The sequence below is a fragment of the Clostridium thermobutyricum genome, assembly GCF_000371465.1.
Lineage (GTDB): Bacteria > Bacillota > Clostridia > Clostridiales > Clostridiaceae > Clostridium > Clostridium thermobutyricum.
In genome coordinates, this window is sequence record NZ_KB850958.1 from 226,399 (window position 1) to 250,360 (window position 23,962).

The following is a 23,962-nucleotide window of genomic DNA, read 5'->3' on the forward strand; positions in this document are numbered from 1 at the left end:
CTTATTTTTTTACATTTCTAATAATTCTTTTAATTTTTTTGGATAATTTGTTATTATCATATCTACTTCTAAATCAATCATATTTTTTAAATCTTTTTCTTTATTTACTGTGTAAGTATTTATTTTTATCTTTTTATCTTTTAACTTTTTTACAACTTCTTTATTTAAACTATTGAACTCAGGATGATAACAATCTGCTCCAATACTCTTTATATAATCTTGGGGTTCAAATATACAACTATCAACTAAAGCTCCCACTTTAACTTTATTGTTTATAGACATACATTTTTTAATTGAATAGTGATTAAAAGATGAAACTATTACTCTATCTTCTAAATTATATTTTTCAATTAATTTATATACCTTTTCTTCTAATCCTTCATAATTTATAATACTATTTTTAAGCTCTATATTTAAAATAAAATCATTATTTACAAAAAGCTTTAATACATCTTCTAGTTTAGGAATACTTTCACCTTTAAATTCTTTTGAAAATTTATATCCAGCATCAAATTTTAAAAGTTCTTCATAAGTATAATCTTTTACATATCCTAATCCATCAGTTGTTCTATCTAAAGTTTCATCATGAATTACAACAAGCTCTAAATCTTTACTTAGTTGAACATCAAGTTCAATTCCATCTGCTCCATTTTCTAATGCTTTTTTAAAGGCAATCATAGTGTTCTCAGGAAAATCTCCTGAATCTCCTCTATGTGCTATATTTAAAATATTTTTCATTTATATCACTCCTTAATATAGTTCTATAATATACTATATTTCTTTAAATTCAATTCTCTTAATTAACTATTTTAAATTCCAATTGATTAATAAATTTAATTGCTAATGAGATAACTAAAAGTAGAATCTATAAAAACATTTGCATTATAGCTACTAAAAATTGATAATTACTATCCTACATAATATTAAAAAAGTCTTATGTAATAAAGTAATATAATATTGCTTATTATATTAACTATCACTATGATAATTTTAACCCCAATAATAAATTAAGTTAAATAAATTCATATTTTAAAATAGTAAACTAAAAGATACTTTTAAAGTTTTAAACTTAGAAAAGTAAATAAAAAATAATAAAATCTACATTCAAATATATATTTTTTATTATTTATAAAAAAGACTAAAAGTTTAACTAAATTAGATACACTTCTAGTCTAATTATTATATTTTTTTATTTTATTAATCGAATAACTGATTTAATACATCTTATATTTTACTTTAATTTATTTTTTTCACTTAATAAATTAGGAATTATTTTATGATTATTTAAATTATATGTTTCCTTAGCCGCTTCAGTAGTACTTTTTGAAAAACTAAAGTTTACTGCCATTAATGTTGTTTGTGCAGTAGAAATTAAATTTTCATTTTCTAAAATATCATTCGGAATTTCTTTAGATAAAAATACATCTTCAGAATATAGAAAAACAATATAATTTATTATAGATAATTTATCGTCTAATGATAATCTGTTAAACTTTTTATAGAAGCTCCTATATCTTTTTTGATGCTTCGAATCTATAAATAACATAATTATACTACTGTCTTCCAAAGGAAATATGCACACATGTAGCCCATATATCTTATAATTAGGATCATTACAATAGATATCATTAATTATATTATTATCTAAATCAACTACAAGTGCTATACTACTTTGAAATGCAATAGGAACAACATAATCTAATTTTTCATGGAAAAATAGATAATATTCATCTCCAAAATTTTTTTTACTAATTTTCTTAGCTTTATTAAACTCTTTTTCATATTCATCCAAATCTAATGACTGAACTTCATGCATAGAGTCCACAAAGTCTATAACATTTTTGTTTTGATCTCCTATCAACTCAAAAATAGATTTTTCTTCTAAACGTTTTCCGATATATCTTAAACAATTTTTCATAGCAATTTGAGCGAGCATTTTAGTGGTAGGTTTATTTATATAAGCTTCAGGATTTTCATACTCCCGGAAAATTTTGCTATCACATTCTCTACAAATCAAATGAAAAGTTCCTGCTTTATTAACTCCTTTCTCAAAATCCATTAATGGAAAATCAACTAACTGATTTATGGATAGAACTAACCCTTTTGATGATATATTTCGTAAACAAAATGCTGGAAGTGAATGTGAATTGCAATAACTACTAGTTTCTTTTTCACAATATTTACAATATGTTCCTTTAGATTTTTTACGTGCTATGGCTATGTTTTTATTAATAAATTTTTTATGCTCTACAAAATTAGAGCGTATAGTTTCATGTTCTTTATCAGAAAGTTTAATTTTAAAAAATTCTACATCTTTCATATTTTCTCCCCCTTTTAATCACTATATTAACATATTATGTAATTTCACTGAAGTTACATATGAAATTTATATAATCAAAATTTCAAATATCATACTATAAATTTTTATCTTATCGTTTATGTAATAATTTATTTCAAAATTTTCACTTTTATTTTAAACTAAAAACACCCTAAAAGTATTTACCTTTAGGGTGTTTAAAAAAATATATATCTAATTAAGTGAGAGTAAATAAATTTTTTATTTTATAATAGTATATCCATTACCATCTTTAGCATTAATAATGAATTCAAAATCATTTAAAGTAAGTGAGTCAAAGTTAGCATTTTTAAGTTTATCCATTTCTATATCATCTGTTGTTACTATGTATTTAAAATAACTTTCAACACTTTGACCTGATGCTAACATTGGTTTATTATCAACCTTTTTAAGGTCTTTATCAAATACACCTAAGTAATACTCTTTATTATCTTTGTCTGTATTACCTTTTACAATTGCACCTGTTTCCATGCATCTTAATTTTAATTGGTCTTGGTATGGATTATAATTGCTGTCAATTGTTAAACCATTTAATAAGTCCATAGGTTGAACTTCATTTTTAGCTTTATTAGTAAGCTTTAATGGAATCATAACTTCAATGTATGATTTTCCACCTTCATCTTTTTTATGCATTAGAGTAGGATTTCCAATTGCTAATTCTCCATAAACATTGCTTCCTTCTTTTCCTATAACATAAGTTTTATTAAATACACCTGTTATTACATCTTTCTTTACATGGTCATTAACTTCACCTTGCTTTTGAGTTTGGTTTGGTGTTGGAGTTGGTGTTGGTGTTTGATTTGCTTTATTTCCCCAACATCCAACAAGAGCTGAGCATAATAACCCTGTAGCTACTATTGAGCTTAATAATTTCTTCATAAAAATACCTCCTATTTATTTTTGTTCTTTTGAACTATCTCATTAGTTAGTATTTTCAATTTTTTTATTTTATATTACTTATTTTAATAATCTATAAAAAAAATATTTTTAAAATTTTCTTATAAAATAAAGGAATTTTTGGTTTTTTGTGGAATTATATAATTGTAAAAATATTTATTCATAATTTTGATTATAAAGTATAAGTAAAATAACCTATAATTAATGCCATAATTTAAAGTATATATAGCAACCAATCAACTAATAAACGAAGTACTAGCCACACTATTATTTACATTTTTATATATACTAACAGACATAATAACACTTAAAATATTGAGATTACTACTATTCGATATTAGCTTTAAAGGCATTATTAATAGACATTCTTAATTTCCTTTACATTAAATATAAAATATACTTATACTTTATTTTAGAGAAAGCTTTATGCTTTCTCTTTATTTTTTCAAAATTTCATAATTACGTAATTCCTTATTTCTTAATATTCATATATAATGTACTTATTATACATAACAAAATAAGGAGTACAAATGACGAAGAATACCCACTCATCAGGAGGTTTTTTATTTGCACTTATAACTTTAAATATATTTATAAGTTGCTACATAAATGGATATGAGATTCTTTACCAAATACTTTTAATAGCATTGTTTTTTCACTTTGCAAATCTTGGTTCTGTTTTTCCTGATATTGATATGAAAGGTTCTTATATTTCTAAAAGATATCCTCTTTTATCTAAGGCCTTTAAAAAGTGTAAACATAGAGGATTAACTCATAGTTTTATTTTTTTATCTATTCTTTATGTAATAGCTTTAGCATTATCATTTATAAGTCATGAAAATATAGTAGTAATATCTATTTGTGGTGGATTTTTAGTAGGATATATCTCCCACTTAGTATTAGATTTGCTTACAAAAGAAGGTATAGAACTATTTTTCCCATTTAGAGCCAATATTCGTTTTTTCAATATAAAGACAGGTTCAAAGGGCGAAAAAACCTTCCATAAATTTTTAAAGTTAATCATTGCTATATTCTTAATATACAATGTTTATCTTATATCAATTAGATATTTCCATATTGATTTATTTAAATTAATAATGGACAAAATTAAGCATTAAAAACTTGTCTAAAACATTTATATTGTTTTGGACAAGTTTTTATTTTAAAAAAATACAACAATTTAAATTAAAAGCATACTATATTAATATAAAAAATATAATTTAACGGAGGATAACACCATGGGAATGCCTTGTATAAAATCTAGTGGAATAAAAAAGGAAGAAGCAATAACTGATGTAATTGAATCTATTGCATTAATGGAAGCTGCTTTAAGTCATATACTTAATGCTGAAGGTGAGAAAATACAAGCTGTTGTTGGAACATTACATCATTGTCCACAAGCTATTGATAGACACTGTCCACCATCATGTCTTATAGCTAAAGATCCTGAAGAACTTCTTCAAATAAATAAATCTGTAGAATCTGTAATTAATGCAATTACATCTTTAGAAATAATTTTACAAAAGAAATTATCATTAGTTTCTTACAGATGCGGATGTTAATTTTATATAGATAGATATTAATAAAAAGCGACTTAAATAAAATTTAAGTCGCTTTTTATCAGTATATTTTATAAGACATTTACAAACACACACATTCTAAAAATTTAAACATATTATATAATAAAAAATTTAAAGGAAATACTGTATGACTTTGTTTAAAATAAAATCCATTGAAAATTTTAAATTAAAGAAAAACCTGTGTCTTATAGATGGCATTTGTACAGAAGATTCTATTTATTTTACAACAGATACAAAAGTCATTATAAAACTTTTTTGCAATAAAATTGATTATTTAACTACAGACAAATCATATTCAAAGATAACATATGACAGTGATGAAAAATGCTTTTATGCAACTGCTTTAAATTATAAAAATTCAATTTTTAAGCTTGATTTAAATTTTAATGAGCTAGAATGTATTGATATATGTAATAGTGCAGAAGACCTAAAAGTTATTAAATCTCTTTCATATGATAAATGTAATAAATGTCTAGTCTTATCTAATTATGATTATATGTTTAAATTATATATTAATAACATGACTTTAATTAAACTTTGTCGTAATGAAAAATTTAATCCTTACTCTATATATTCAATAGAAAACTTTATTTTAAGTCTTTCTAGAAATAAAAATTATTTCACTTTAAATATAACTGAAAGGCACAGGTCTTTACCTATATGTAAATTACCTAAAAATTTCAGATATAAAGCAATTATTTGTGCATATAATAAAAAAACTGAAATTTGCATAAACATATTGGCTATTGATTGTAAAAATATTGAGCACTTAATTACTCTATCTGTAAAATTAAAAGATAAATCTGATTGTGATGATAATTGCAATACTGACAATTCAAAATATGACTGCCTAAAAAATCGTAATGCTATAAATAATGCTATTGAATCTATAGCTTTAATAGAAACTGCTTTATCTCATATATTAAATGCTGAAGGTGAAAAATTACAAAAAGGAATATCATGTGCAAATTATGTTTATGAACTAATAGAGTTAAATAATTCAATTGAAAAAACTATAACTAAAGTAACTAATTTAGAAATACATCTTTCTGATAAGCTTTCTTCTCTTAAAGAATTAGTTAATAATCAATGTTTTGATGAATGTAATAATAAATGTGATGACGAACATCATTGTGAAGCCCATAATGATAACGAAGTTTAAAATAAAAATGAATACTTCATTAAACAAGAACCTATTAAATAGATTTTTAATAAATTCTAGTCTATTAAATAGGTTCTTATTTTTAGTTAACATAATTTTTTTTACTTTAGATTAAACTTATTCCTCATTAAAAAATATTTTTACAAGTATTTGTAAATAAATAAAATCCACTAGTTATTCTAGTGGATTTTCATTAGATTAATCTCAAAACTTATTTTGAAATATCCCCAATTTTTATTTTAAAAGCCCTCTTTTATTTACAAATCTTATTTTTTATCTTTTGCAAATTCAATTCTTTCTATTGCTCTGCTAAGTGCAAGTTTAGTTCGCATATCTTCAATTCTGCTATCTATTTCATTTTCTAATTTCTTCTCTGTTTTTTCTTTAGCTAATTTAGCTCTCATAACATCAATTTCTTCTCTAGTTTCAACTGTATCAACACAAAGAGTTACCGCCCCATCTTTTACTTCAAGAACTCCTCCTGAAGCAAAATAATCTTTTTCTTCGTTATTTCCTGAAACTATAATTAATTTTCCTGGAACTGTAGTAGTAATATAATTTTCGTGATTTGCAAGTATAGAAAATTCTCCAGCTAAGTTTTTACATGCTATTTTACTTGCTTCTCCTTCAAAAATCTTTTTATGAGGAGTTATAACTAATAGATTAAAATTATCCATTTAAATCACTCCTTTACTACTCTGCCATACTCTTAGCTTTTTCTATTGCCTCTTCAATGCTTCCAACAAATAAGAATGCTGATTCTGGTAAATTATCATGTTTTCCTTCTAAGATTTCTTTAAATCCTTTTATTGTATCTTTAATTGGAACATATCTTCCTTTCATACCTGTAAATTGTTCTGCAACAGTGAAAGGTTGTGATAAGAATTTTTCAACTTTTCTTGCTCTTGATACAACCATTTTATCTTCATCTGATAATTCATCAACCCCTAATATAGCTATGATATCTTGAAGTTCTTTATATCTTTCTAAGATTGTTTTTACTTTTGATGCAACTTCATAATGTTCTTTACCTACAACTCTTGGATCTAGAATTCTTGATGAAGAATCTAGTGGATCAACAGCTGGATAAATACCTTTTTCAGCAACACTTCTTGATAAAACTGTTTGAGCATCAAGATGAGTAAATGTTGTAGCTGGAGCTGGGTCAGTTAAGTCATCTGCTGGTACATATACTGCTTGAACTGAAGTGATTGAACCATTTTTAGTTGAAGTAATTCTTTCTTGTAAAGCACCCATTTCAGTAGCTAGAGTTGGTTGATAACCAACAGCTGAAGGTATTCTTCCTAGTAAGGCAGAAACTTCAGAACCTGCTTGTGAATATCTAAATATATTATCTATAAATAATAACACATCTTGTCCTTTATCTCTGAAAGATTCAGCTATAGTAAGTCCTGTTAAAGCAACTCTCATTCTTGCTCCTGGTGGTTCATTCATTTGTCCGAATACTAGAGCTGTTTTTGAAATAACTCCTGATTCTGTCATTTCACCAAGTAAATCATTACCTTCTCTTGATCTTTCTCCAACACCTGTGAAAACTGAAAGTCCACCATGTTCTTTAGCTATATTATTTATAAGTTCTTGAATAAGAACTGTTTTTCCAACACCGGCACCTCCAAATAGTCCAATTTTACCACCTCTTTGGTATGGTGCTATAAGGTCTATTACCTTTATTCCTGTCTCAAACATTTCAGGAACAACTGATTGTTCTTCAAATGTTGGGGCAGGTCTATGAATTGGATAATATAAATCAGCATTAACTGGTCCTTTGTTATCCATTGCATTTCCTAAAACATTAAATAATCTACCTAAAACAGCTTCTCCTACAGGAACTGTAATTGCTTTTCCTGTATCTTCTGCTTCCATTCCTCTTTTTAATCCTTCTGTTGATTCCATTGCAATTGTTCTTACAATATCATCACCAATGTGTTGTTCAACTTCACATACTAATATTTCTTCTCCATTTTTAATATGTATAGCATTATACATATTAGGAAGATTATTAGATTCAAATTTTATATCTACTACTGGTCCAATAACTTGAACTACTTTTCCTATATTATTAGGCATAACCGTTCCCTCCTAACTATTTCTGTGCTTCAGCTCCACCAACAATTTCTGAAATTTCTTGAGTAATAGCACCTTGTCTAATTCTGTTATACTTAGTATTTAAACTATCTAAAATATCATCAGCATTCTTAGTTGCTCCGTCCATAGCCTGCATTCTAGCATTTTGTTCACTAGTTTGTGAATGATAAATAGTATTAATTATTTTTCCTTCCATATATCTATAAACAAAATTCTCTACAAGCTCATCTGGTGATATTTCTGAACTATATACCTCAGTATCCTCTTCTGCAAAAGTTTCTCCTTTAAAAGGAAGTATTACTTCATCAACAACATCTTGTTGTACTGGTGACTTATATTTTGTATACACAAAACTAATTGAGCCATATTCACCTTTAGAATACATATTCATTAAATCAACTGCCAAATGTCTAGCATCTTTAATTGATATACCATCTTTTATATTTATAACTTTATCTACAACATCAAAGCCATATTTTTTAGCATAAGATACACCTTTTTCACCAATTACTAATGTTTTAATATTAGCTCTTTCTGATTCAGGATATTTATCACTTAAATAAACAGCTCCACTTCCATTAAATCCTCCACAAAGTCCTGAATTTGATGCAAATATAACATACAATTTTTTTTCATTATCATTTTCACGAACAAATTCATTATCTTTAAATTCATCTGCTAATCTAAAAATATCTCTTTTAATAGTTTCTATTCTAGTAAAATATAGATTATTATTATCAAGACTTGCTCTGGCTTTTCTAAGTTTTGCTGTTGATACAAGTGCCATGGCTTTGGTAATCTTTTGTGTACTTTCAACACTTTTGATTCTTCTTTTTATATCTAATAACCCAGCTGCTGGCATATTTTCACCTCCTACTCTTCAAAAGAGTGCATAGCTTAAAGCTATGCTGTTTTTTCAAAACTCTTTTTGAATGTATTTATTGCTTCTTCGAGTTCTTCTTTTAGTTTATCAGTGAATTTCTTTTCATCTTTTAATGATTGAACTAAGTTATATTCTTTTTCATCAATATAACTTAAAAATTCAGATTCAAATCTTTTAATATCTCCTAATGGAATATCTGATAAAAAGTCATTAACTGCAACGTAGAACATGAATACTTGATGCTCAACTGACATTGGTTTATATTGATCTTGTTTTAATATTTCAACTAATCTCTTACCTTTTTCAAGTCTTCTTTGAGTATCTCTATCAAGATCAGATCCAAATTGTGCGAATGCTGCAAGTTCTCTATATTGTGCAAGTTCTAGTCTTAAAGTACCTGTTACTTGTTTCATAGCTTTAATTTGAGCATTACCACCAACCCTTGATACTGATATACCAGCATTAACTGCTGGTCTTTGACCTGCATTAAATAATTCTGATTCAAGGAATATTTGCCCATCTGTAATTGAAATAACATTTGTTGGAATATATGCAGTAACATCCCCTGCTAATGTTTCAATTATAGGAAGTGCTGTAATTGAACCTTTTCCAAGTTCTTCTGATAATTTTGCCGCTCTTTCTAGAAGTCTTGAATGAATATAGAAAACATCTCCTGGATAAGCTTCTCTTCCTGGTGCTCTTCTAAGTAATAGTGCCATTGTTCTATATGCAACAGCATGTTTAGAAAGGTCATCATAAATTATAAGAACATCTTTTCCTTTATACATAAAATATTCAGCCATTGAACATCCTGAATAAGGTGCAATATATTGAAGTGGAGCACTATCTGATGCTGTAGCTGCAACAACTACACTATAGTCCATAGCTCCTTCTTCAGTTAATGTATTAACTATATTTGCAACTGTTGATTGTTTTTGTCCGATAGCAACATATATACAAATAACGTCTTTTCCTTTTTGATTTATAATAGTATCAATCGCTATAGCAGTTTTACCTGTTTGTCTATCTCCAATGATTAATTCCCTTTGTCCCTTACCAATTGGAATCATTGAATCAATTGCTTTTATCCCTGTTTGTAATGGTTCATTAACTGAACTTCTGTCTATAATTGATGGTGCTGGCATTTCTATTGCTCTAAATCCATCATTTTTTATAGGTCCTTTTCCATCTATTGGTTGTCCTAATGAGTTAACTACTCTTCCAATAAGTGCATCTCCAACTGGAACCTCAACAACTTTACCAGTTCTAGTTACAATATCGCCTTCTTTTATTCCATCTTCAGATCCTAAAAGAACACATCCAACACTATCTAGCTCTAAGTTAAGAGCCATTCCAAATACTCCGTTTGGGAATTGTAATAATTCACCCTCAACACAATTATCTAATCCATAAACTGTAGCAACTCCATCACCTATTTGAATGATTGTACCTGAGTCTACTGTTTCTAAATTTTTTTGATATTTTTCAACTTCTTCTTTAATTATAGAAGTTATTTCTTCTGGTTTTATATGCATGGGCTCACCACCTTTATTTCTTATTAAGCATTAATAATCTCATGTCTTCATATTTAGATTTTATAGAACCATCTATAACTTCATTTTCAACTCTTACATAAAGACCACCTATTAAGCTTTTATCAATTTGTCTTTCTAATATAATGTGCTTATTATATTTTTTTTCTAATTTGTCCAATAATCTTTTATACTCTTCATCTGTTAATGGAATAACACTTTTTACAACACCTTCTATTGTGTTTAATTCATTTAAATGTATTTTTTCCATTTGATTTAATTTTTCTCTTAGATAAAGTATTCTTCCTTTATCTATAAGAAGTTTTAGAAAGGCTAATATTTCATCATCTATTTTCCCTCTGAAAATTCTATCAAAAATAGCCTTCTTTTCATTTGTGCTAATTTGAGGGTGCTCCACAATTTCGTGAAGCTCCTTATTATTATCTATAATGTCACAGATTTCACGTAAAACTTGTAGATATTCTTCTACTTTGTTCTTTTCCTCTGCTATTTTGTATAAGGCTAATGCGTATCTTTTATCTAAAAATTCATACATGCTTATACAACCTCATCTATAAAGCTATTAATTAATTTTCTGTGCTCTTCTTCATTTAAAGATTCATTTAAAGCTTTTTTAGAAACAGCTATAGCTAAACTAATAACTTGTTCTTTAATTTCGAACTCTGCTTTTTCTCTTTCTCTAACTATTTCTAGAGAAGCTTTATTTCTGATTGATTCAGATTCAGCTCTTGCGCCTTCAACAATTTCATTATAGATTTTTTCAGCTTGTTTCTTTCTTGCCTCAGTAATTTTTTTCCCTTCTTCATTAGCTGCTTTTAAAAGTTCTTCATTTTTAAATCTTAGCTCTTCTGCTTCTTTAACCTTATTATCAGCAGAAGTTATTTTATTTAAGATACCTTTTTGTCTTTCATCAATAGTTGCTTTGAACTTATCCCAAAAGAAATGTCTTAATATTAAAAGTAAAATTATAAAGTTAATTATAGTCATACATACTTGACTTATTTCAATGTGCATCCCAAATCTAACCTCCTTTCAAAGGTTATTAATTTTATTAAAATATACATATTATTTTGCGAATAATAGAATTATCGCTACAACAAGACCATAAATAGCTGTTGCTTCTGCAAGACCTGCTCCAAGTATAAACATACTTTGTATTTTACCGCTCATTTCTGGACGTCTAGCTAATCCTTCTACAGCACCTTTAGCTGCAATACCTATACCAATACCAGCTCCTAAAGCTGTTACAGCTGCAAAACCAGCTCCTAATATTGTTCCTAGTTCCATGATTTTATCCTCCTTTATACTGAACTCATTCCGTTTAATTACTTATTTTTATTTTTATACATATATAAATCTAATTTTTTTATTTATTAGTTTTATTTTACGAACATAATTATTATTGAAATAATAAATCCGTATATTGCTGTTGCACCACAAAGTCCTGTTGCCATAATAAATATACCTTGTATTTTTCCAGCAGCTTTTGGTTGTTTAACAGTAGCTTTTATTGCAGCTGATGTTGCAATACCAGTACCAATACCTCCTCCAATACCTGCCATAACAGCTATACCTGCTGCTATCATTGCTAATCCATTCATGATTTACGCCTCCTTATAAACTATAAAGTTTTCTGTTACTTTCATTAGTTAATAATTACTAATGATTATCTGCTTGAATTTTTATTGTAATGATAGTTAACATTACAAAAATTATTGTTTGAATTATTCCATCGAATAAATCAAAGAATGAGTGTGGGAGAACTGGTATAGCAAATTGAGCAAACATACTTATGTGTCCTAATCCAATATAAACAAGAGACATAACTATTGCTGCTGCAAGCATATTACCAAATAAACGTAATGCAAGTGATAATGGGAATACTATAGCTTCCATTATGTTGATTGGAATCATAGCTGCATAAGGTTGTGCATATGATCCTAAATATCCTCCTATTCCTTTTCTCTTAATAGCATTGTAATGAATTAAGAAGAAAGTAATAAGTGTAAATCCAACAACTACGCTTAAGTTTCTAGTTGGAGGTCCAAAACCTATAAGGCCGCAAAGGTTTAATATACCTAAATAAATACCTAAAGTTCCAACAAAAGCGACATAACCTTCATATCCTTCTCCCATATTGTCTGATACAAGACCTGCAACCATATCGTAAGCCATTTCAATTCCTACTTGTAATTTACTTGGCTTGTCCACACTTAACTTTCTAGTTAATATGAATCCTACTATTATTAAGACAACCATTACTCCCCATTGAGTAACAATATCTGAATCAATAGCAAATCCAAATATGTGTACTGTAAACAAAGGTGCAAATACATTCATATACAATCACCTCCTTAAAACTTTATTTAATTTTTAATAAGATTACTATAAAAAGAATTTCCCACATTTTTTTCTTTAAATGTAATCTTATTTTATAAGTTACAAAATTCGACAATACTATGTAAAAAAATTTTAGTACTTTAAAGCTTTCTATATAATGTATATAGTTGAATACTTATTCTTATAGAAGATATATTTATTCAACTCTCCATTATTTTACTAATAAAGCATTTAATAATTTTTTTACTTAATATTGTTTATATAAACTGTCTTCGTTCATATTTCATTATTAATAAAGGAAATATTTGCGAACCACCTTATGAATTCATTATATAACTATTATTTTCAAAATTTAAACTTTAAAATAACCTATTTTTCATTAATTTTATATCATTTTTTATTATCAAAAGAAATTATTACCTATTTTCTTCAGTTTACTCCCATTTTCAACTTTTTTATCCTTTTATTTTTTTATTTTGAATGACATTAAATTACATTGTTCTATTTTCAGAAAATTTCGATAATATGTTTTTTTTGAAATTATAATTAAGTTATATTTAAAAATGTAATCTTTTAGTTACAATGAGAAACTTTCATATTTAGACCCCATTTTTTAAATTTAATTTTATTTTTAAGCTACTTAAATATATTTCATTTAACAAAAATGCTTTTAACTATTAATTTGTTTAATTATGCTTTTTTAAATTTTATTTTATAATTTTATCTATTTTTTTTTAGTTCAATTTTAAATTTCCACTTAACAATTTATTTTAATTTTCTAATAGTAAAATTCTTACGAAAAAATTACGTAAAGTAATTTTTTTTGAATTATAGAAAAATACTCATTGCATATTTATACCCACTATTTTCTCAAAAAATTTCAAAAAATTTTTTGGATTCGTTTACATTCGATACTTTTTTTTACTTTGATTAAAAACTTTATATTTTTTTCCTAAAAATATATTTTTTGATTTATCTATTTATTTTCAAATAGAAATTTTTAATTTTATTTTTGATTTTATTAACCTTTTATTTTCTTATATTTCTCTCAGAAGTTAATTTTAGAAATTTTATTTATTAAAATTACAAAAAAGACTCTTCAATTAGAAAAGCCTTTTTATTATCAATGATCTGATTCGCAGTATTTACTACAACTTATTAAAAATCCTACACAAGAAAATAATGTATTTCTTAATAGCATTAATGATGGATTTATAGGTGAAACATAATATATAATATCTAGTATTAAAATAAAAACTATTAAAAGTGATACTGAACCTACAATATAATTTCTTATTATTGTTGTTCTATCATTACAAATTACTTTACTACTAGATATTTCTATTAAAAATCCAATTATAGAAGCAAATATAGTTCTTATAGTAATTAATCCCTCATTTTGATTTATATCAAAAAAAACTGATATTGAAATTAATATTAGACATATTCCAAATATTATAATCAAAAACCTAGTACTAGAATATGTCTTTAAAAATGCACTATATAATTTTTGAATATTTCTTTTTAGTTTGTTAAACATTATATATCACTCTACTTATTTTATTATGATATATACTATTCTCACATAAAAAAATTTGTTTATTTTACTTAATAGAATTTATCTAAATTAATTATATATTTCTAAATATACAACATCTGGTCTATTAAAAAGTCTTAATGGAAAACCACTATTTCCAAGACCTCTACTAACTATTAACTTATTGTGTTCTCCATCATACATTCCACCGTAATATTTAGGAAAAGCTCCTTGTCCTGGTGCAAATAAACCTCCTACAAAAGGAAGAATAAATTGACCTCCATGAGCATGGCCTGAAAACATTAAGTCGAAGTCATAATCACAATATCTTCCATCGCCTTTAAATTTTTCCGGATAATGACTTAAAACTAACTTTAATCCTTTTCTTTTTTCAAATTCTTTAAATAATCCTTCTGTTGCATGATGATGATAAGTTTCCTTTATTCTTTTAAACCCAGTTTCTCTTTTCCCTTTTATATTTTCTGCAAGTCCAAGAATATTTATTTCTTCTCCTTTTATGTTTATATCTGTTATTTCATTTCTTAATGCAATTACTCCATTTTCTTTTAATGTATCTATAATATATTCTAGTTTCTTGCATCTATTTTCATTGTTACCTGGAATATAAACTACTTTAATACTTTTATTTAACCTTATAATAAAATCTAATATATTATCTAAATTTTTTAAATTTGAATCTATTATATCTCCAGTTGCTAAAATTAAATCTGGATTTAATTTTCTTATTTTATTTTCTAATACTTTATTGTCTTTTCCAAAGTTTTTGCTATGAAGATCTGAAAGTTGAACAATTTTTATTTTATTTTTTGTATCTAATTTTACTTTTAATCTTGTTGTCTTTAAACAGTTATTTTCATAATAACAAAAAGCTATAATTAATATTACTACTATTATAGCTATAATGAAGTTTTCCATATAACTAATACTCCTTAGCGAATAAAATATTACATCTATTATAATACTAAATTTTCCCCTTATACTTATATTTTTATTAATTATTTTCTCAATATTACCTATAGTTGAATTTTTTTAATATTTTATCTTAATATAGATTTTATATTAATTAGTAAATATTTAAATTAAAAACACTTACTATTTAATTTTCGTAAGTGTTTTATATTTTTTAGCTCTTATTAGCAATATTTAATTTTAATATTTTTATATAATTTTAAAAATTAAATTTAATACTACTAATAAACTTATACAATTATTTAATAAAATTATACAACTATAGTTTATAGACTAACCTTTTAAAGTTATAAGCTAACTACTTTCACTAATTAATACCTATTAAATGTCTATCTTACAATTGAACTATACTCTAATATCAAATCTGATTTAAAAGTTCTTCCTATTGGAATTTCAACTTTATTATTTAATGTTAAGGTTGAAGCTTCTATTTTTTCTATAAATAACGGATTAACTAAATAACTTTTATGTGCTCTAATTAATATCTTAGAATTTAGCTTTTCTAAAACACTATTTAGCTTTTCACGTACTCTATATTCTCCTGTTTTAGAATATATAGTTAAATAATGTCCATAAGATTCTATATAGATTATATTTTTTGCATTTAACCTTAAAGTTAATCCTCCATTCTGGAAAGTAATAATATATTCTTTCTTATCTATATAATCTTTTATAACCTCTTTTAATCTGTCCAAATCTTCTTTTAATTTATTTACTCGTATAAAGTGTATTGGATGAAGATTTAAAACTTCAAATACTAACTCTTCTCTTTCACTACAGAATATTAATCCGATATTTTGTAATTTCTCTTTTATATTTTTTATATCTTTAACATCATTTTCGTTTATTAATTCAAAAAATAATATTTCTATTTCATTTTCAGCACCTTGTATATTAATATCTTCAACAATTATAAAATCCTCTTTATCAAATAATTTTTCTATTTTCCTCTGTAGATGTTCTTTTAAATTATTTGATTTGATTATTAAATTAAACTTAATCATATAAATTACCTAACTTTATCTTTTCTTATTTCATTTATATAATCTGTTATATTAACTTTTGGATTTCCTATTGCTTCTAATAAGTTATACTTATCATTAATCTTTATTCCTTTTGTCTTCATATATTGAAATGCATTATAAAATTCTTCACTTTCATGTAATAATGCATCCATTATCATAATAGAATCATCTTTTAGTTTTATTGATAATTTTAATGGATAAAAAATATATCCTAATATTCCTATGTGCATTGTCCAATATATTTTTATACTTTCAATTTGATCTAATCTAATTTTTGCTATATAGTTATCTTCTCTATTAAAAAGATTATTAATAACATATCTTAATGAATCTAAATATTTATCAATTACATGATATTCTAAAAATTCTTCTGTTAATTCCCAATGTTTATTTATGGTTGCTACTAATGGAACATAGCATAAAAAAATTACAACTCCACTTATTCCAGCTCCAATAATAAAATTTAATCCTATAAGATTTTCAAGTGCAAATCCCATAAAAATTCCAATTAAAATTGAAATTATAATTGTTAAAATTATCCTCGTTTTACTGGTTGGTTTACTCCCAATTCTAAATAATATATTTTTATTCTTCATAATTCTCTTCTCCCTTATTATTTAGGTTAACCTGTCTATACTTTTATTATATTCGCTTGGTTAATTTATACAATATTCTTGTCATAAACAGCATTTTTAGAACATAAACTACTTAATTTTAAAGCTATTTTAAAAATTTTTTTATTTTTATAATATATAATGAAGTCATATATTAATTTAAATATAAGAAAAGGAGTGTTTTAAATGGAAACTTTAAATATATTAGGTACTGGCTCTGCAATGGTTACAAAATGCTATAATACTTGTTTTACAATTTCTAATGGAGATGAGCACTTTTTAGTAGATGCAGGTGGTGGAAATACTATTTTAGCTCATCTTGAAAAAATGAATATTAAAATACAAAATATACATAACATGTTTATCTCTCATAACCATAATGACCACATTTTAGGGGGAATATGGGTTATACGTGCTGTTGGACAAAGTATGTTAAATAATAAATATGATGGGATTTTTAATATATATGGACACAAATCATCATTAGATGCTTTAAAAGATATTTCTAAAATAGTTCTTCAAAAGAAATTTTTAAATCTTTTTGGAGAAAGAATCCATTTTATAGAAGTAGAAAATAATTCTGAATTTACTATTTTAAATAGAAAGACTGTCTTCTTTGATATAAAAAGCACTAAACTTCTTCAATTTGGTTTTAAGGTTGAATTAGAAAATGGTAAAACATTAACTTTCTTAGGTGATGAGCCTTATAATAAAGATTTAAAATCTTATGCTTTTGGAGTAGATTATCTTTTACATGAAGCTTTTTGTCTTTATTCAGAAAAAGACCAATTTAAGCCTTATGAAAAGCATCATGCAACTGTTAAAGATGCATGTATAAATGCTAGAGAACTTAAAGTAAAAACTGTTCTTCTTTATCATACTGAAGATAAAAATATCCTTAATAGAGAAGAACTTTATATTAAAGAAGGAAAAGAAGAATTTGAAGGTAATATTTTAGTTCCTAATGATTTAACTAAGATAGATTTATAAAATCATTATAAAAACTTATAAAAAAGCTCTAGTTAAATAGATTAGTTATAAACAACTAATTATATTTACTAGAGCTATTATTCTAATTTTCTATATACTTTTTTCTAAATTTAAAATTACCTATTTCTCTTTCATATTTTCCCTGCTCACATATTCTCTTATATTTTCAAAGGAATCTACGAAACATTATCCCAAAATCTCAATTTATTCTTTTATATATTTTTGTTCATTTAACTCCTTCACTATATTGTCACCATTATATAGCTTTATTTCAGGTTTTTTATCAAAGTTTTCAATATCTTCACAAGAATAAATTATAGTATAATCTTTAAACCTAACTATATTCATATTTTTATTATCATTTAAAACTGCTTTATTAAAGCTTTCATTATTATTTTTTATAACAGATATTAAAACTCCTAATTTATCATATTTTTTACTTACTGAATTGAAATTTACATAAGTTGTAGAATTATTTTCTACTCCTTTAGTGTCTATGTTGTTCCAATTATTAAAGGATTTTTCCATAAAGCTTAATTTAATTGATTCTCCATTTTCAATCCAAATTATAACTTTTGCATCATTATCAATATTTATGGTCTTTATCTCTTCTCCAGTCAAGACTTTCGTATTATCAAAATTAATACTTTGCAAATAACTATCTATATACTTTTGAGAACCTTTATAATTTCCACTACTTAAAGTAACTGCTACTCCTAAAATAATTATTATTCCTCCAAATATTATAAATGGCAAATTCTTAATAATAATCACACCCATTCTAAACTTTTTTTCTTTTGTTAAAATATTTAATTATTTTCAATTTTAATTTTTTAATCTACAATAATTTAAATTATAATAATCTAATTTTCTATCCTTTAATAAAAAAAAATTATTTCTTAAATAAAAATCTTTATATCTTATATTTAAATTAACTCATAAAATCTATTTAATTTCAAATTTAAAAAGGGAAGAGCTAAACTCTTCCCATTAATTTTACATTCTATTTAAAAAATATTCTAAAACTCTAGTATCATTAGTTAGCTCTGGATGAAATGCTGTGCCTAGTATATTTTCTTGCTTTACTGCTACAATTTTATCTTTAACCTTACATAGAACTTCTACATCATCACCTATTTCACTTATATATGGAGCTCTTATAAATACTAATTCTATTTTATCTTTGCTTATCTTTTCTACAACTTTTTCTTCTTTAAAACTATCTATTTGAGAGCCAAAGCCATTTCTTTTAACTTTAATATCCATTAGCTTTAAATGGCCTTCTTCTCCCTCGATTTCTTTTGCTAATAATATTAATCCTGCACAAGTTCCCCATGTTTTTAATCCACTTTCTATTTTATTTTTTAATGGATTAATAAGTCCTGTAACTTTTAAAAGTTTACTTATAGTTGTGCTTTCTCCTCCAGGTAATATTATTGCATCTAAATAATCTAAATCACTTTCCTTCTTTACTTCAACTGGAGTATGTCCTAAAGCTTCTATTGCTTTTTTATGTTCTATTACTCCTCCTTGAAGTGAAAGTACTCCAACTTTCATTTTACCATCCTCTGTTTTCATATTTAACTTTTATTTCACTTGCTGAGATACCACTCATAGCTTCTCCTAAATCTTCTGATACTTCTGCAAGTTTAATAGGATCATCATAATAAGTTGTTGCAAGAACAATAGCTCTAGCTCTCTTTTCTGGATTTCCTGAATTGAAAATACCTGAACCTACAAAAACTCCATCACATCCTAATTGCATCATAAGTGCAGCATCTGCTGGTGTTGCAATTCCTCCTGCTGCAAAATTTACTACAGGAAGTTTTCCATTTTCATGAACATATTTTACTATTTCATAAGGTGCTCCATAATTTTTTGCAATAGTCATAAGCTCTTCTTTATCAGCTTTAACAATCTCTTTTATTTGAGTATTCATAGTTCTCATATGCTTAACAGCCTGTACAACATCTCCTGTTCCAGCTTCACCTTTTGTTCTTATCATAGAAGCTCCTTCACCTATTCTTCTTAATGCTTCCCCAATATCAGTAGCTCCACAAACAAAAGGAACTTTAAAATCTGTTTTTGCTATATGATATTTGTCATCTGCTGGAGTTAATACTTCACTTTCATCAATAAAGTCAATTTTCAATGCCTCTAATATTTGTGCTTCTACAAAATGACCTATTCTAACTTTAGCCATTACAGGAATTGAAACTGCTTCTTGAATCTCTTTTATCATTTTAGGATCTGACATTCTAGCAACTCCACCTTGTTTTCTTATTTCTGATGGAACTCTCTCTAGAGCCATTACAGCACAAGCTCCAGCCTTCTCTGCAATTATTGCTTCTTCTTTGTTTGTGACATCCATAATAACTCCACCCTTTAACATTTGAGCTAAGTTTTTGTTTACGTCTTTTCTTTCCATATTAAAATGCCTCCTTAAAACTTTTTCTATATCATACGGCAAATAGAAATTCTTTACAAATGTATCGATACAGATTAGATATTTATTTAAAATTTTTCATAATCTAATTATTTTTAGAATATAACATCTTCTGGATTAACCTCTTCTCCATAAACAGGTTTTAAAGTGGCATTATAGCTTTCTTTAAAGAATCCTTCATCTTTTAATTTAGCTAAGTCTTCATTTATCCATTTTAATAATTCTTCATTTCCTTTTTTAACAGCTGGTGCTATAGTATCTTCTCCACCAAGAGATTTAACTCCTACATTAAATCCTTTATTTTCTCTAGCCCAAGCAAATAAAAGTGTATTATCATGTGCTAAAGCATCTCCTCTTCCATCTTTTAAAGCTTCAAAAGCTTCTGTATTATGATCGAATTTTACTAATTCTATATCTTTATAATTTTTTGTAAAATAAGCATCTGCTGTAGTTCCTTTATTAACAATTAATTTTTTTCCTTTTAATTGTTCTGGGTCAGTTATTTTTCCATCTTTAGATACAATTCCTAATGAAACTTTCATGTATGGATCTGCAAAATCTACTTTTTCTTTTCTTTCAGGTGTTACTGTAAAGTTTGCTAAAATAACATCTACTTTATTTGATTGTAAAAACTCAACTCTACTTGCTGCATCTACAAGAACAAATTCTACCTTTGTTTCATCTCCTAAAAGGTCTTTTGCAAGTCTTTTTCCTAAATAAACATCAAATCCATCATTTTCACCTTTTTCATTAACAAAACCAAAAGGTGGCTTATCACTAAATACTCCAATTTTTATTTTTCCATTTTCTTTTATCTTATCAATAGATCCTGTTTCACTATCTTTATTTGCTCCGCATCCAGCAAAAATGCCTATTGATAAAATAGCTACTGCTGTTAATGCAATTAATTTTTTAAATTTTTTTAACCTCTTCATTTTTTATTTCCCCTTTATTATTAAAATTTAAATATATTAAGAAACTCTTTTGCTCTATTCGTTTTTGGACTTGTAAAAAATTCTTCTGCTGTTCCACTTTCACATATATTCCCATTATCAATAAAAATTATTTTATCTCCAACAGCTTTTGCAAATTCCATTTCATGAGTAACTATAAGCATAGTCATTCCTGATTTTGCAAGATTTAATATAACATCTAAAACCTCTCTTACCATTTCTGGATCAAGAGCTGCAGTAACTTCATCAAAAAGCATAACCTCTGGCTTCATACAAAGAGCCCTAACTATTGCAACTCTTTGTTTTTGTCCCCCTGAAAGCTCTTTTGGCATACTTTCTCTTTTTTCATAAAGTCCTACTCTCTTTAAAAGCAAATGGGCTTCCTTAATCACTTCTTCTTTATTCCTTCCTTGTCCCTTAACAGGGCCAAGAATTATATTATCTATAACTTTCATATGTGGAAAAAGTTCATAGCTTTGAAAAACCATTCCTATTTTTCCTCTAAGCTTATCCCAACTCTTAACTTCTTTTAATCCTTCTCCATCATCAAAGGATATTTTTCCTTCTTGTATATTCTCAAGACCATTTAAACATCTTAAAAAAGTACTTTTCCCACATCCTGATGGTCCTAATATAACAACTACTTCACCTTTTTTTACTTCTAAATCTATATTTTTTAAAACTTCTAACTCTCCATAGCTTTTCTTTAAACCTTCAATTTTCAAAATTGTCTTTTCCATAATACACCTCTTAATACTCTAATTTTTTCTCTGCTATATTTGCCAAGATTGATATTGGATAGCAAACTATAAAATAAAGAATAAATACAAATCCATAAATAAAGAATGAAGCTTTAGGTGCATTTAAAATTGAAGTTTCAATTATCTGTTGTGAAACCTTAACTACTTCAACTACTCCAATTAAAACTATTAAGGAAGTTGTTTTAATCATTCTTGTAGAAAGATTTATAGCACCAGGAATTACTCTTCTTATTCCTTGCGGAACTAATATATATCTATAAATTTGAATTTTACTAAGTCCTAAACATTGTCCTGCCTCAATCTGATGCTTAGGAATAGATTCAATTGCACCTCTCACCAAATCTCCCATTTCAGCAATCCCCCAAAGAGAAAATATAATTATACAAACTGTTTCAGCTTCTAAATTTATATTCAAAGTAGAAGCAATTCCAAAGTATCCTATAAAAAGCCAAACTATAATAGGTATTATCCTCATTGTCTCTAAATAAAATCTACTTATAGCTCTTATAACTTTTGATTTAACAGTCATTATAACTCCAAATAATATTCCTAAAATTATAGCTATAATTACTGATATAAAAGCAATTTTTATAGTTACAAGTAGCCCTTCAAAAATTCTCTCTAAGTTATTTCCTTCAAAAATTACTCTATAATCTCCACTAAGCATATCTCACCCTCCTTTCTAAGATAGATGCAAATATGGATATTGGGAGCAATATTATAAGATAAAAAATTACAAGCATTAATAAAGCTTCATTTGTCTTATAATACATTCCTATAATATCTTTAGTTAAAAACATTAATTCACCTACTGCTATACATCCAACTATTGATGTTTCTTTTAATAAAAAAAGCACATTGGCTAGTAATCCTGGAATAGATAAAGAAAAAGCTTGAGGAAAAATAATATATCTATATACTTTAGTCTTGGTTAATCCTATACTTAATCCAGCTTCTTCTTGTCCTTTTGAAACTCCTTCAAGTGCTCCTCTAAAAACTTCAGTCATATAACTGCCACCTAAAAAAGTAAGACCTATTACTCCACACATAAAACCACTTATATTTAAGCCAAATTTAGTTAATCCATAATATAAAAAGAACAATTGAATTAATAGAGGAGTATTTCTTGATAGCTCTACATAGCCTTTAACAATATTTTTTAATATTTTTACTTTAAAAAATAAAATATTACTAAATAAAACTCCAATTAAAATTGAAAAAACAATTCCTAATACTCCAAGGCCTAAAGTTATAAAAGTTGCGTGAATAAAATTTGGAATTTGTTCAATCATAAAATTTACATCAAATTGCATATAACCTCCTCCTTAAAATAAAAAAAACTCCATCTCATTAAATTAATGAGACGAAGCTATGTACTCCGTGGTTCCACTCAAATTAGATTAAAAAATCTCACTCAATCCCCTATAAACGGCGAACCGTAATGATCCTACTTAATTTCAAATCATTTGCTCAAAAGTGCACTTTCACTATAGCTTAAATAGAAGTCTTTCAGCTTAAAACCTCCTCTCTTTAAATCTCACTATAATTACTCTTCTTTATCATCGCTTTTCCGATTATTTTACTCTGTTTTGTAAATTATTATATTTAAACAAAATATTCATAGCAACTTTCAAAATTCTTGTTTTCATTAATTTGTAAATATTTTCCTGATGTTTTTCTTTAAATTACTTTTGATTGCTATTAATTTTATTTTATATTTCTATCTTCAATATTTTTATATAATATCTTTAAATTTGTAATTTAATATT

At 25.9% G+C, this 23,962-nt stretch carries 27 protein-coding genes and 1 other annotated feature; of the genes, 4 read left to right on the forward strand and 23 right to left on the reverse strand.

Going from position 1 to position 23,962, the window contains the following annotated elements; genetic code table 11:
• Positions 1-9 precede the first annotated feature (9 nt).
• The 3 genes from HMPREF1092_RS14580 to HMPREF1092_RS14590 all read right to left on the reverse strand — a co-directional run bounded on the left by HMPREF1092_RS14580 (position 10) and on the right by HMPREF1092_RS14590 (position 3,235).
• Positions 10-738 (reverse strand): glycerophosphodiester phosphodiesterase, encoded by a 729-nt coding sequence (locus tag HMPREF1092_RS14580; RefSeq protein ID WP_002599440.1) that lies wholly within the window; start codon positions 736-738, stop codon positions 10-12.
• Positions 739-1,231: 493 nt separating this feature from the next.
• Positions 1,232-2,320, reverse strand: a complete 1,089-nt coding sequence (locus tag HMPREF1092_RS16640) for a hypothetical protein (protein ID WP_002599441.1) — start codon at positions 2,318-2,320, stop codon at positions 1,232-1,234.
• Positions 2,321-2,557: 237 nt separating this feature from the next.
• Positions 2,558-3,235, reverse strand: a complete 678-nt coding sequence (locus HMPREF1092_RS14590; protein ID WP_002599442.1) for a hypothetical protein — start codon at positions 3,233-3,235, stop codon at positions 2,558-2,560.
• A 548-nt stretch (positions 3,236-3,783) separates the two neighbouring features.
• Between HMPREF1092_RS14590 and HMPREF1092_RS14595 the strand changes: the two genes are divergently transcribed.
• The 3 genes from HMPREF1092_RS14595 to HMPREF1092_RS17305 all read left to right on the forward strand — a co-directional run bounded on the left by HMPREF1092_RS14595 (position 3,784) and on the right by HMPREF1092_RS17305 (position 5,995).
• Positions 3,784-4,371, forward strand: coding sequence for a metal-dependent hydrolase (locus HMPREF1092_RS14595; protein WP_002599443.1), 588 nt, complete (start codon positions 3,784-3,786; stop codon positions 4,369-4,371).
• A 120-nt stretch (positions 4,372-4,491) separates the two neighbouring features.
• On the forward strand, positions 4,492-4,815 hold the full coding sequence (locus HMPREF1092_RS14600; RefSeq protein ID WP_002599444.1) for an alpha-helical endospore appendage domain-containing protein: 324 nt from the start codon (positions 4,492-4,494) through the stop codon (positions 4,813-4,815).
• A gap of 145 nt (positions 4,816-4,960) precedes the next feature.
• Positions 4,961-5,995 (forward strand): alpha-helical endospore appendage domain-containing protein, encoded by a 1,035-nt coding sequence (locus tag HMPREF1092_RS17305; protein ID WP_002599445.1) that lies wholly within the window; start codon positions 4,961-4,963, stop codon positions 5,993-5,995.
• A gap of 266 nt (positions 5,996-6,261) precedes the next feature.
• Here the strand turns inward: HMPREF1092_RS17305 and atpC are convergent, their stop codons facing one another.
• The 13 genes from atpC to HMPREF1092_RS14670 form a co-directional block, all read right to left on the reverse strand.
• On the reverse strand, positions 6,262-6,672 hold the full coding sequence (atpC, locus tag HMPREF1092_RS14610) for an ATP synthase F1 subunit epsilon (RefSeq protein WP_002599446.1): 411 nt from the start codon (positions 6,670-6,672) through the stop codon (positions 6,262-6,264).
• 16 nt (positions 6,673-6,688) lie between these two features.
• Positions 6,689-8,083: a F0F1 ATP synthase subunit beta gene (gene atpD, locus HMPREF1092_RS14615; protein WP_002599447.1), complete on the reverse strand. Its 1,395-nt coding sequence runs from the start codon at positions 8,081-8,083 to the stop codon at positions 6,689-6,691.
• A gap of 16 nt (positions 8,084-8,099) precedes the next feature.
• Positions 8,100-8,963, reverse strand: coding sequence for an ATP synthase F1 subunit gamma (atpG, locus tag HMPREF1092_RS14620; RefSeq protein ID WP_002599448.1), 864 nt, complete (start codon positions 8,961-8,963; stop codon positions 8,100-8,102).
• A 41-nt stretch (positions 8,964-9,004) separates the two neighbouring features.
• Complete coding sequence (atpA, locus tag HMPREF1092_RS14625) at positions 9,005-10,519, reverse strand: F0F1 ATP synthase subunit alpha (protein WP_002599449.1); 1,515 nt, start codon at positions 10,517-10,519, stop codon at positions 9,005-9,007.
• A 13-nt stretch (positions 10,520-10,532) separates the two neighbouring features.
• Positions 10,533-11,072, reverse strand: coding sequence for a F0F1 ATP synthase subunit delta (locus HMPREF1092_RS14630; protein WP_002599450.1), 540 nt, complete (start codon positions 11,070-11,072; stop codon positions 10,533-10,535).
• 2 nt (positions 11,073-11,074) lie between these two features.
• A complete protein-coding gene (locus tag HMPREF1092_RS14635; RefSeq protein WP_002599451.1) occupies positions 11,075-11,551 on the reverse strand; it encodes a F0F1 ATP synthase subunit B in 477 nt (158 codons plus the stop codon).
• Positions 11,552-11,602: 51 nt separating this feature from the next.
• Positions 11,603-11,824 (reverse strand): ATP synthase F0 subunit C, encoded by a 222-nt coding sequence (gene atpE / locus HMPREF1092_RS14640; protein ID WP_002599452.1) that lies wholly within the window; start codon positions 11,822-11,824, stop codon positions 11,603-11,605.
• Between the two features lie 92 nt (positions 11,825-11,916).
• Positions 11,917-12,138 carry an ATP synthase subunit c family protein gene (locus HMPREF1092_RS14645; protein WP_002599453.1) on the reverse strand — a complete coding sequence of 74 codons (222 nt, stop codon included), beginning with the start codon at positions 12,136-12,138 and terminating at the stop codon, positions 11,917-11,919.
• Positions 12,139-12,196: 58 nt separating this feature from the next.
• Positions 12,197-12,877 carry a F0F1 ATP synthase subunit A gene (locus HMPREF1092_RS14650; RefSeq protein ID WP_002599454.1) on the reverse strand — a complete coding sequence of 227 codons (681 nt, stop codon included), beginning with the start codon at positions 12,875-12,877 and terminating at the stop codon, positions 12,197-12,199.
• A gap of 1,123 nt (positions 12,878-14,000) precedes the next feature.
• A complete protein-coding gene (locus HMPREF1092_RS14655; protein ID WP_002599455.1) occupies positions 14,001-14,417 on the reverse strand; it encodes a hypothetical protein in 417 nt (138 codons plus the stop codon).
• A gap of 87 nt (positions 14,418-14,504) precedes the next feature.
• The gene (locus HMPREF1092_RS14660; RefSeq protein WP_002599456.1) at positions 14,505-15,350 is read right to left on the reverse strand and encodes a metallophosphoesterase; all 846 of its coding nucleotides are present in this window, start codon (positions 15,348-15,350) and stop codon (positions 14,505-14,507) included.
• 383 nt (positions 15,351-15,733) lie between these two features.
• Positions 15,734-16,408: a LytR/AlgR family response regulator transcription factor gene (locus HMPREF1092_RS14665; RefSeq protein WP_002599457.1), complete on the reverse strand. Its 675-nt coding sequence runs from the start codon at positions 16,406-16,408 to the stop codon at positions 15,734-15,736.
• 5 nt (positions 16,409-16,413) lie between these two features.
• A complete protein-coding gene (locus tag HMPREF1092_RS14670; protein ID WP_002599458.1) occupies positions 16,414-17,025 on the reverse strand; it encodes a hypothetical protein in 612 nt (203 codons plus the stop codon).
• A gap of 204 nt (positions 17,026-17,229) precedes the next feature.
• On the opposite strand from HMPREF1092_RS14670, the gene HMPREF1092_RS14675 reads away from it, so the two are divergent.
• Positions 17,230-18,033, forward strand: coding sequence for an MBL fold metallo-hydrolase (locus tag HMPREF1092_RS14675; protein ID WP_002599459.1), 804 nt, complete (start codon positions 17,230-17,232; stop codon positions 18,031-18,033).
• 204 nt (positions 18,034-18,237) lie between these two features.
• Here the strand turns inward: HMPREF1092_RS14675 and HMPREF1092_RS14680 are convergent, their stop codons facing one another.
• From HMPREF1092_RS14680 to HMPREF1092_RS14710, 7 genes are all read right to left on the reverse strand, one after another.
• Positions 18,238-18,789, reverse strand: coding sequence for a hypothetical protein (locus tag HMPREF1092_RS14680; protein WP_207637641.1), 552 nt, complete (start codon positions 18,787-18,789; stop codon positions 18,238-18,240).
• A 240-nt stretch (positions 18,790-19,029) separates the two neighbouring features.
• Positions 19,030-19,590, reverse strand: a complete 561-nt coding sequence (gene pdxT / locus HMPREF1092_RS14685) for a pyridoxal 5'-phosphate synthase glutaminase subunit PdxT (protein ID WP_002599461.1) — start codon at positions 19,588-19,590, stop codon at positions 19,030-19,032.
• Between the two features lies 1 nt (position 19,591).
• Positions 19,592-20,461, reverse strand: coding sequence for a pyridoxal 5'-phosphate synthase lyase subunit PdxS (gene pdxS / locus HMPREF1092_RS14690; protein ID WP_002599462.1), 870 nt, complete (start codon positions 20,459-20,461; stop codon positions 19,592-19,594).
• Positions 20,462-20,574: 113 nt separating this feature from the next.
• Complete coding sequence (locus tag HMPREF1092_RS14695) at positions 20,575-21,414, reverse strand: cysteine ABC transporter substrate-binding protein (protein ID WP_002599463.1); 840 nt, start codon at positions 21,412-21,414, stop codon at positions 20,575-20,577.
• Between the two features lie 20 nt (positions 21,415-21,434).
• The gene (locus HMPREF1092_RS14700; RefSeq protein WP_002599464.1) at positions 21,435-22,172 is read right to left on the reverse strand and encodes an amino acid ABC transporter ATP-binding protein; all 738 of its coding nucleotides are present in this window, start codon (positions 22,170-22,172) and stop codon (positions 21,435-21,437) included.
• Positions 22,173-22,182: 10 nt separating this feature from the next.
• Positions 22,183-22,860 (reverse strand): amino acid ABC transporter permease, encoded by a 678-nt coding sequence (locus tag HMPREF1092_RS14705; protein WP_002599465.1) that lies wholly within the window; start codon positions 22,858-22,860, stop codon positions 22,183-22,185.
• Entirely contained in the window at positions 22,853-23,506 is a 654-nt protein-coding gene (locus tag HMPREF1092_RS14710; RefSeq protein ID WP_002599466.1) for an amino acid ABC transporter permease, read from the reverse strand. Before HMPREF1092_RS14710 ends, HMPREF1092_RS14705 begins: the two co-directional genes overlap by 8 nt.
• Positions 23,507-23,549: 43 nt before the next feature.
• Positions 23,550-23,765, reverse strand: a binding site (T-box leader).
• Positions 23,766-23,962: the final 197 nt, after the last annotated feature.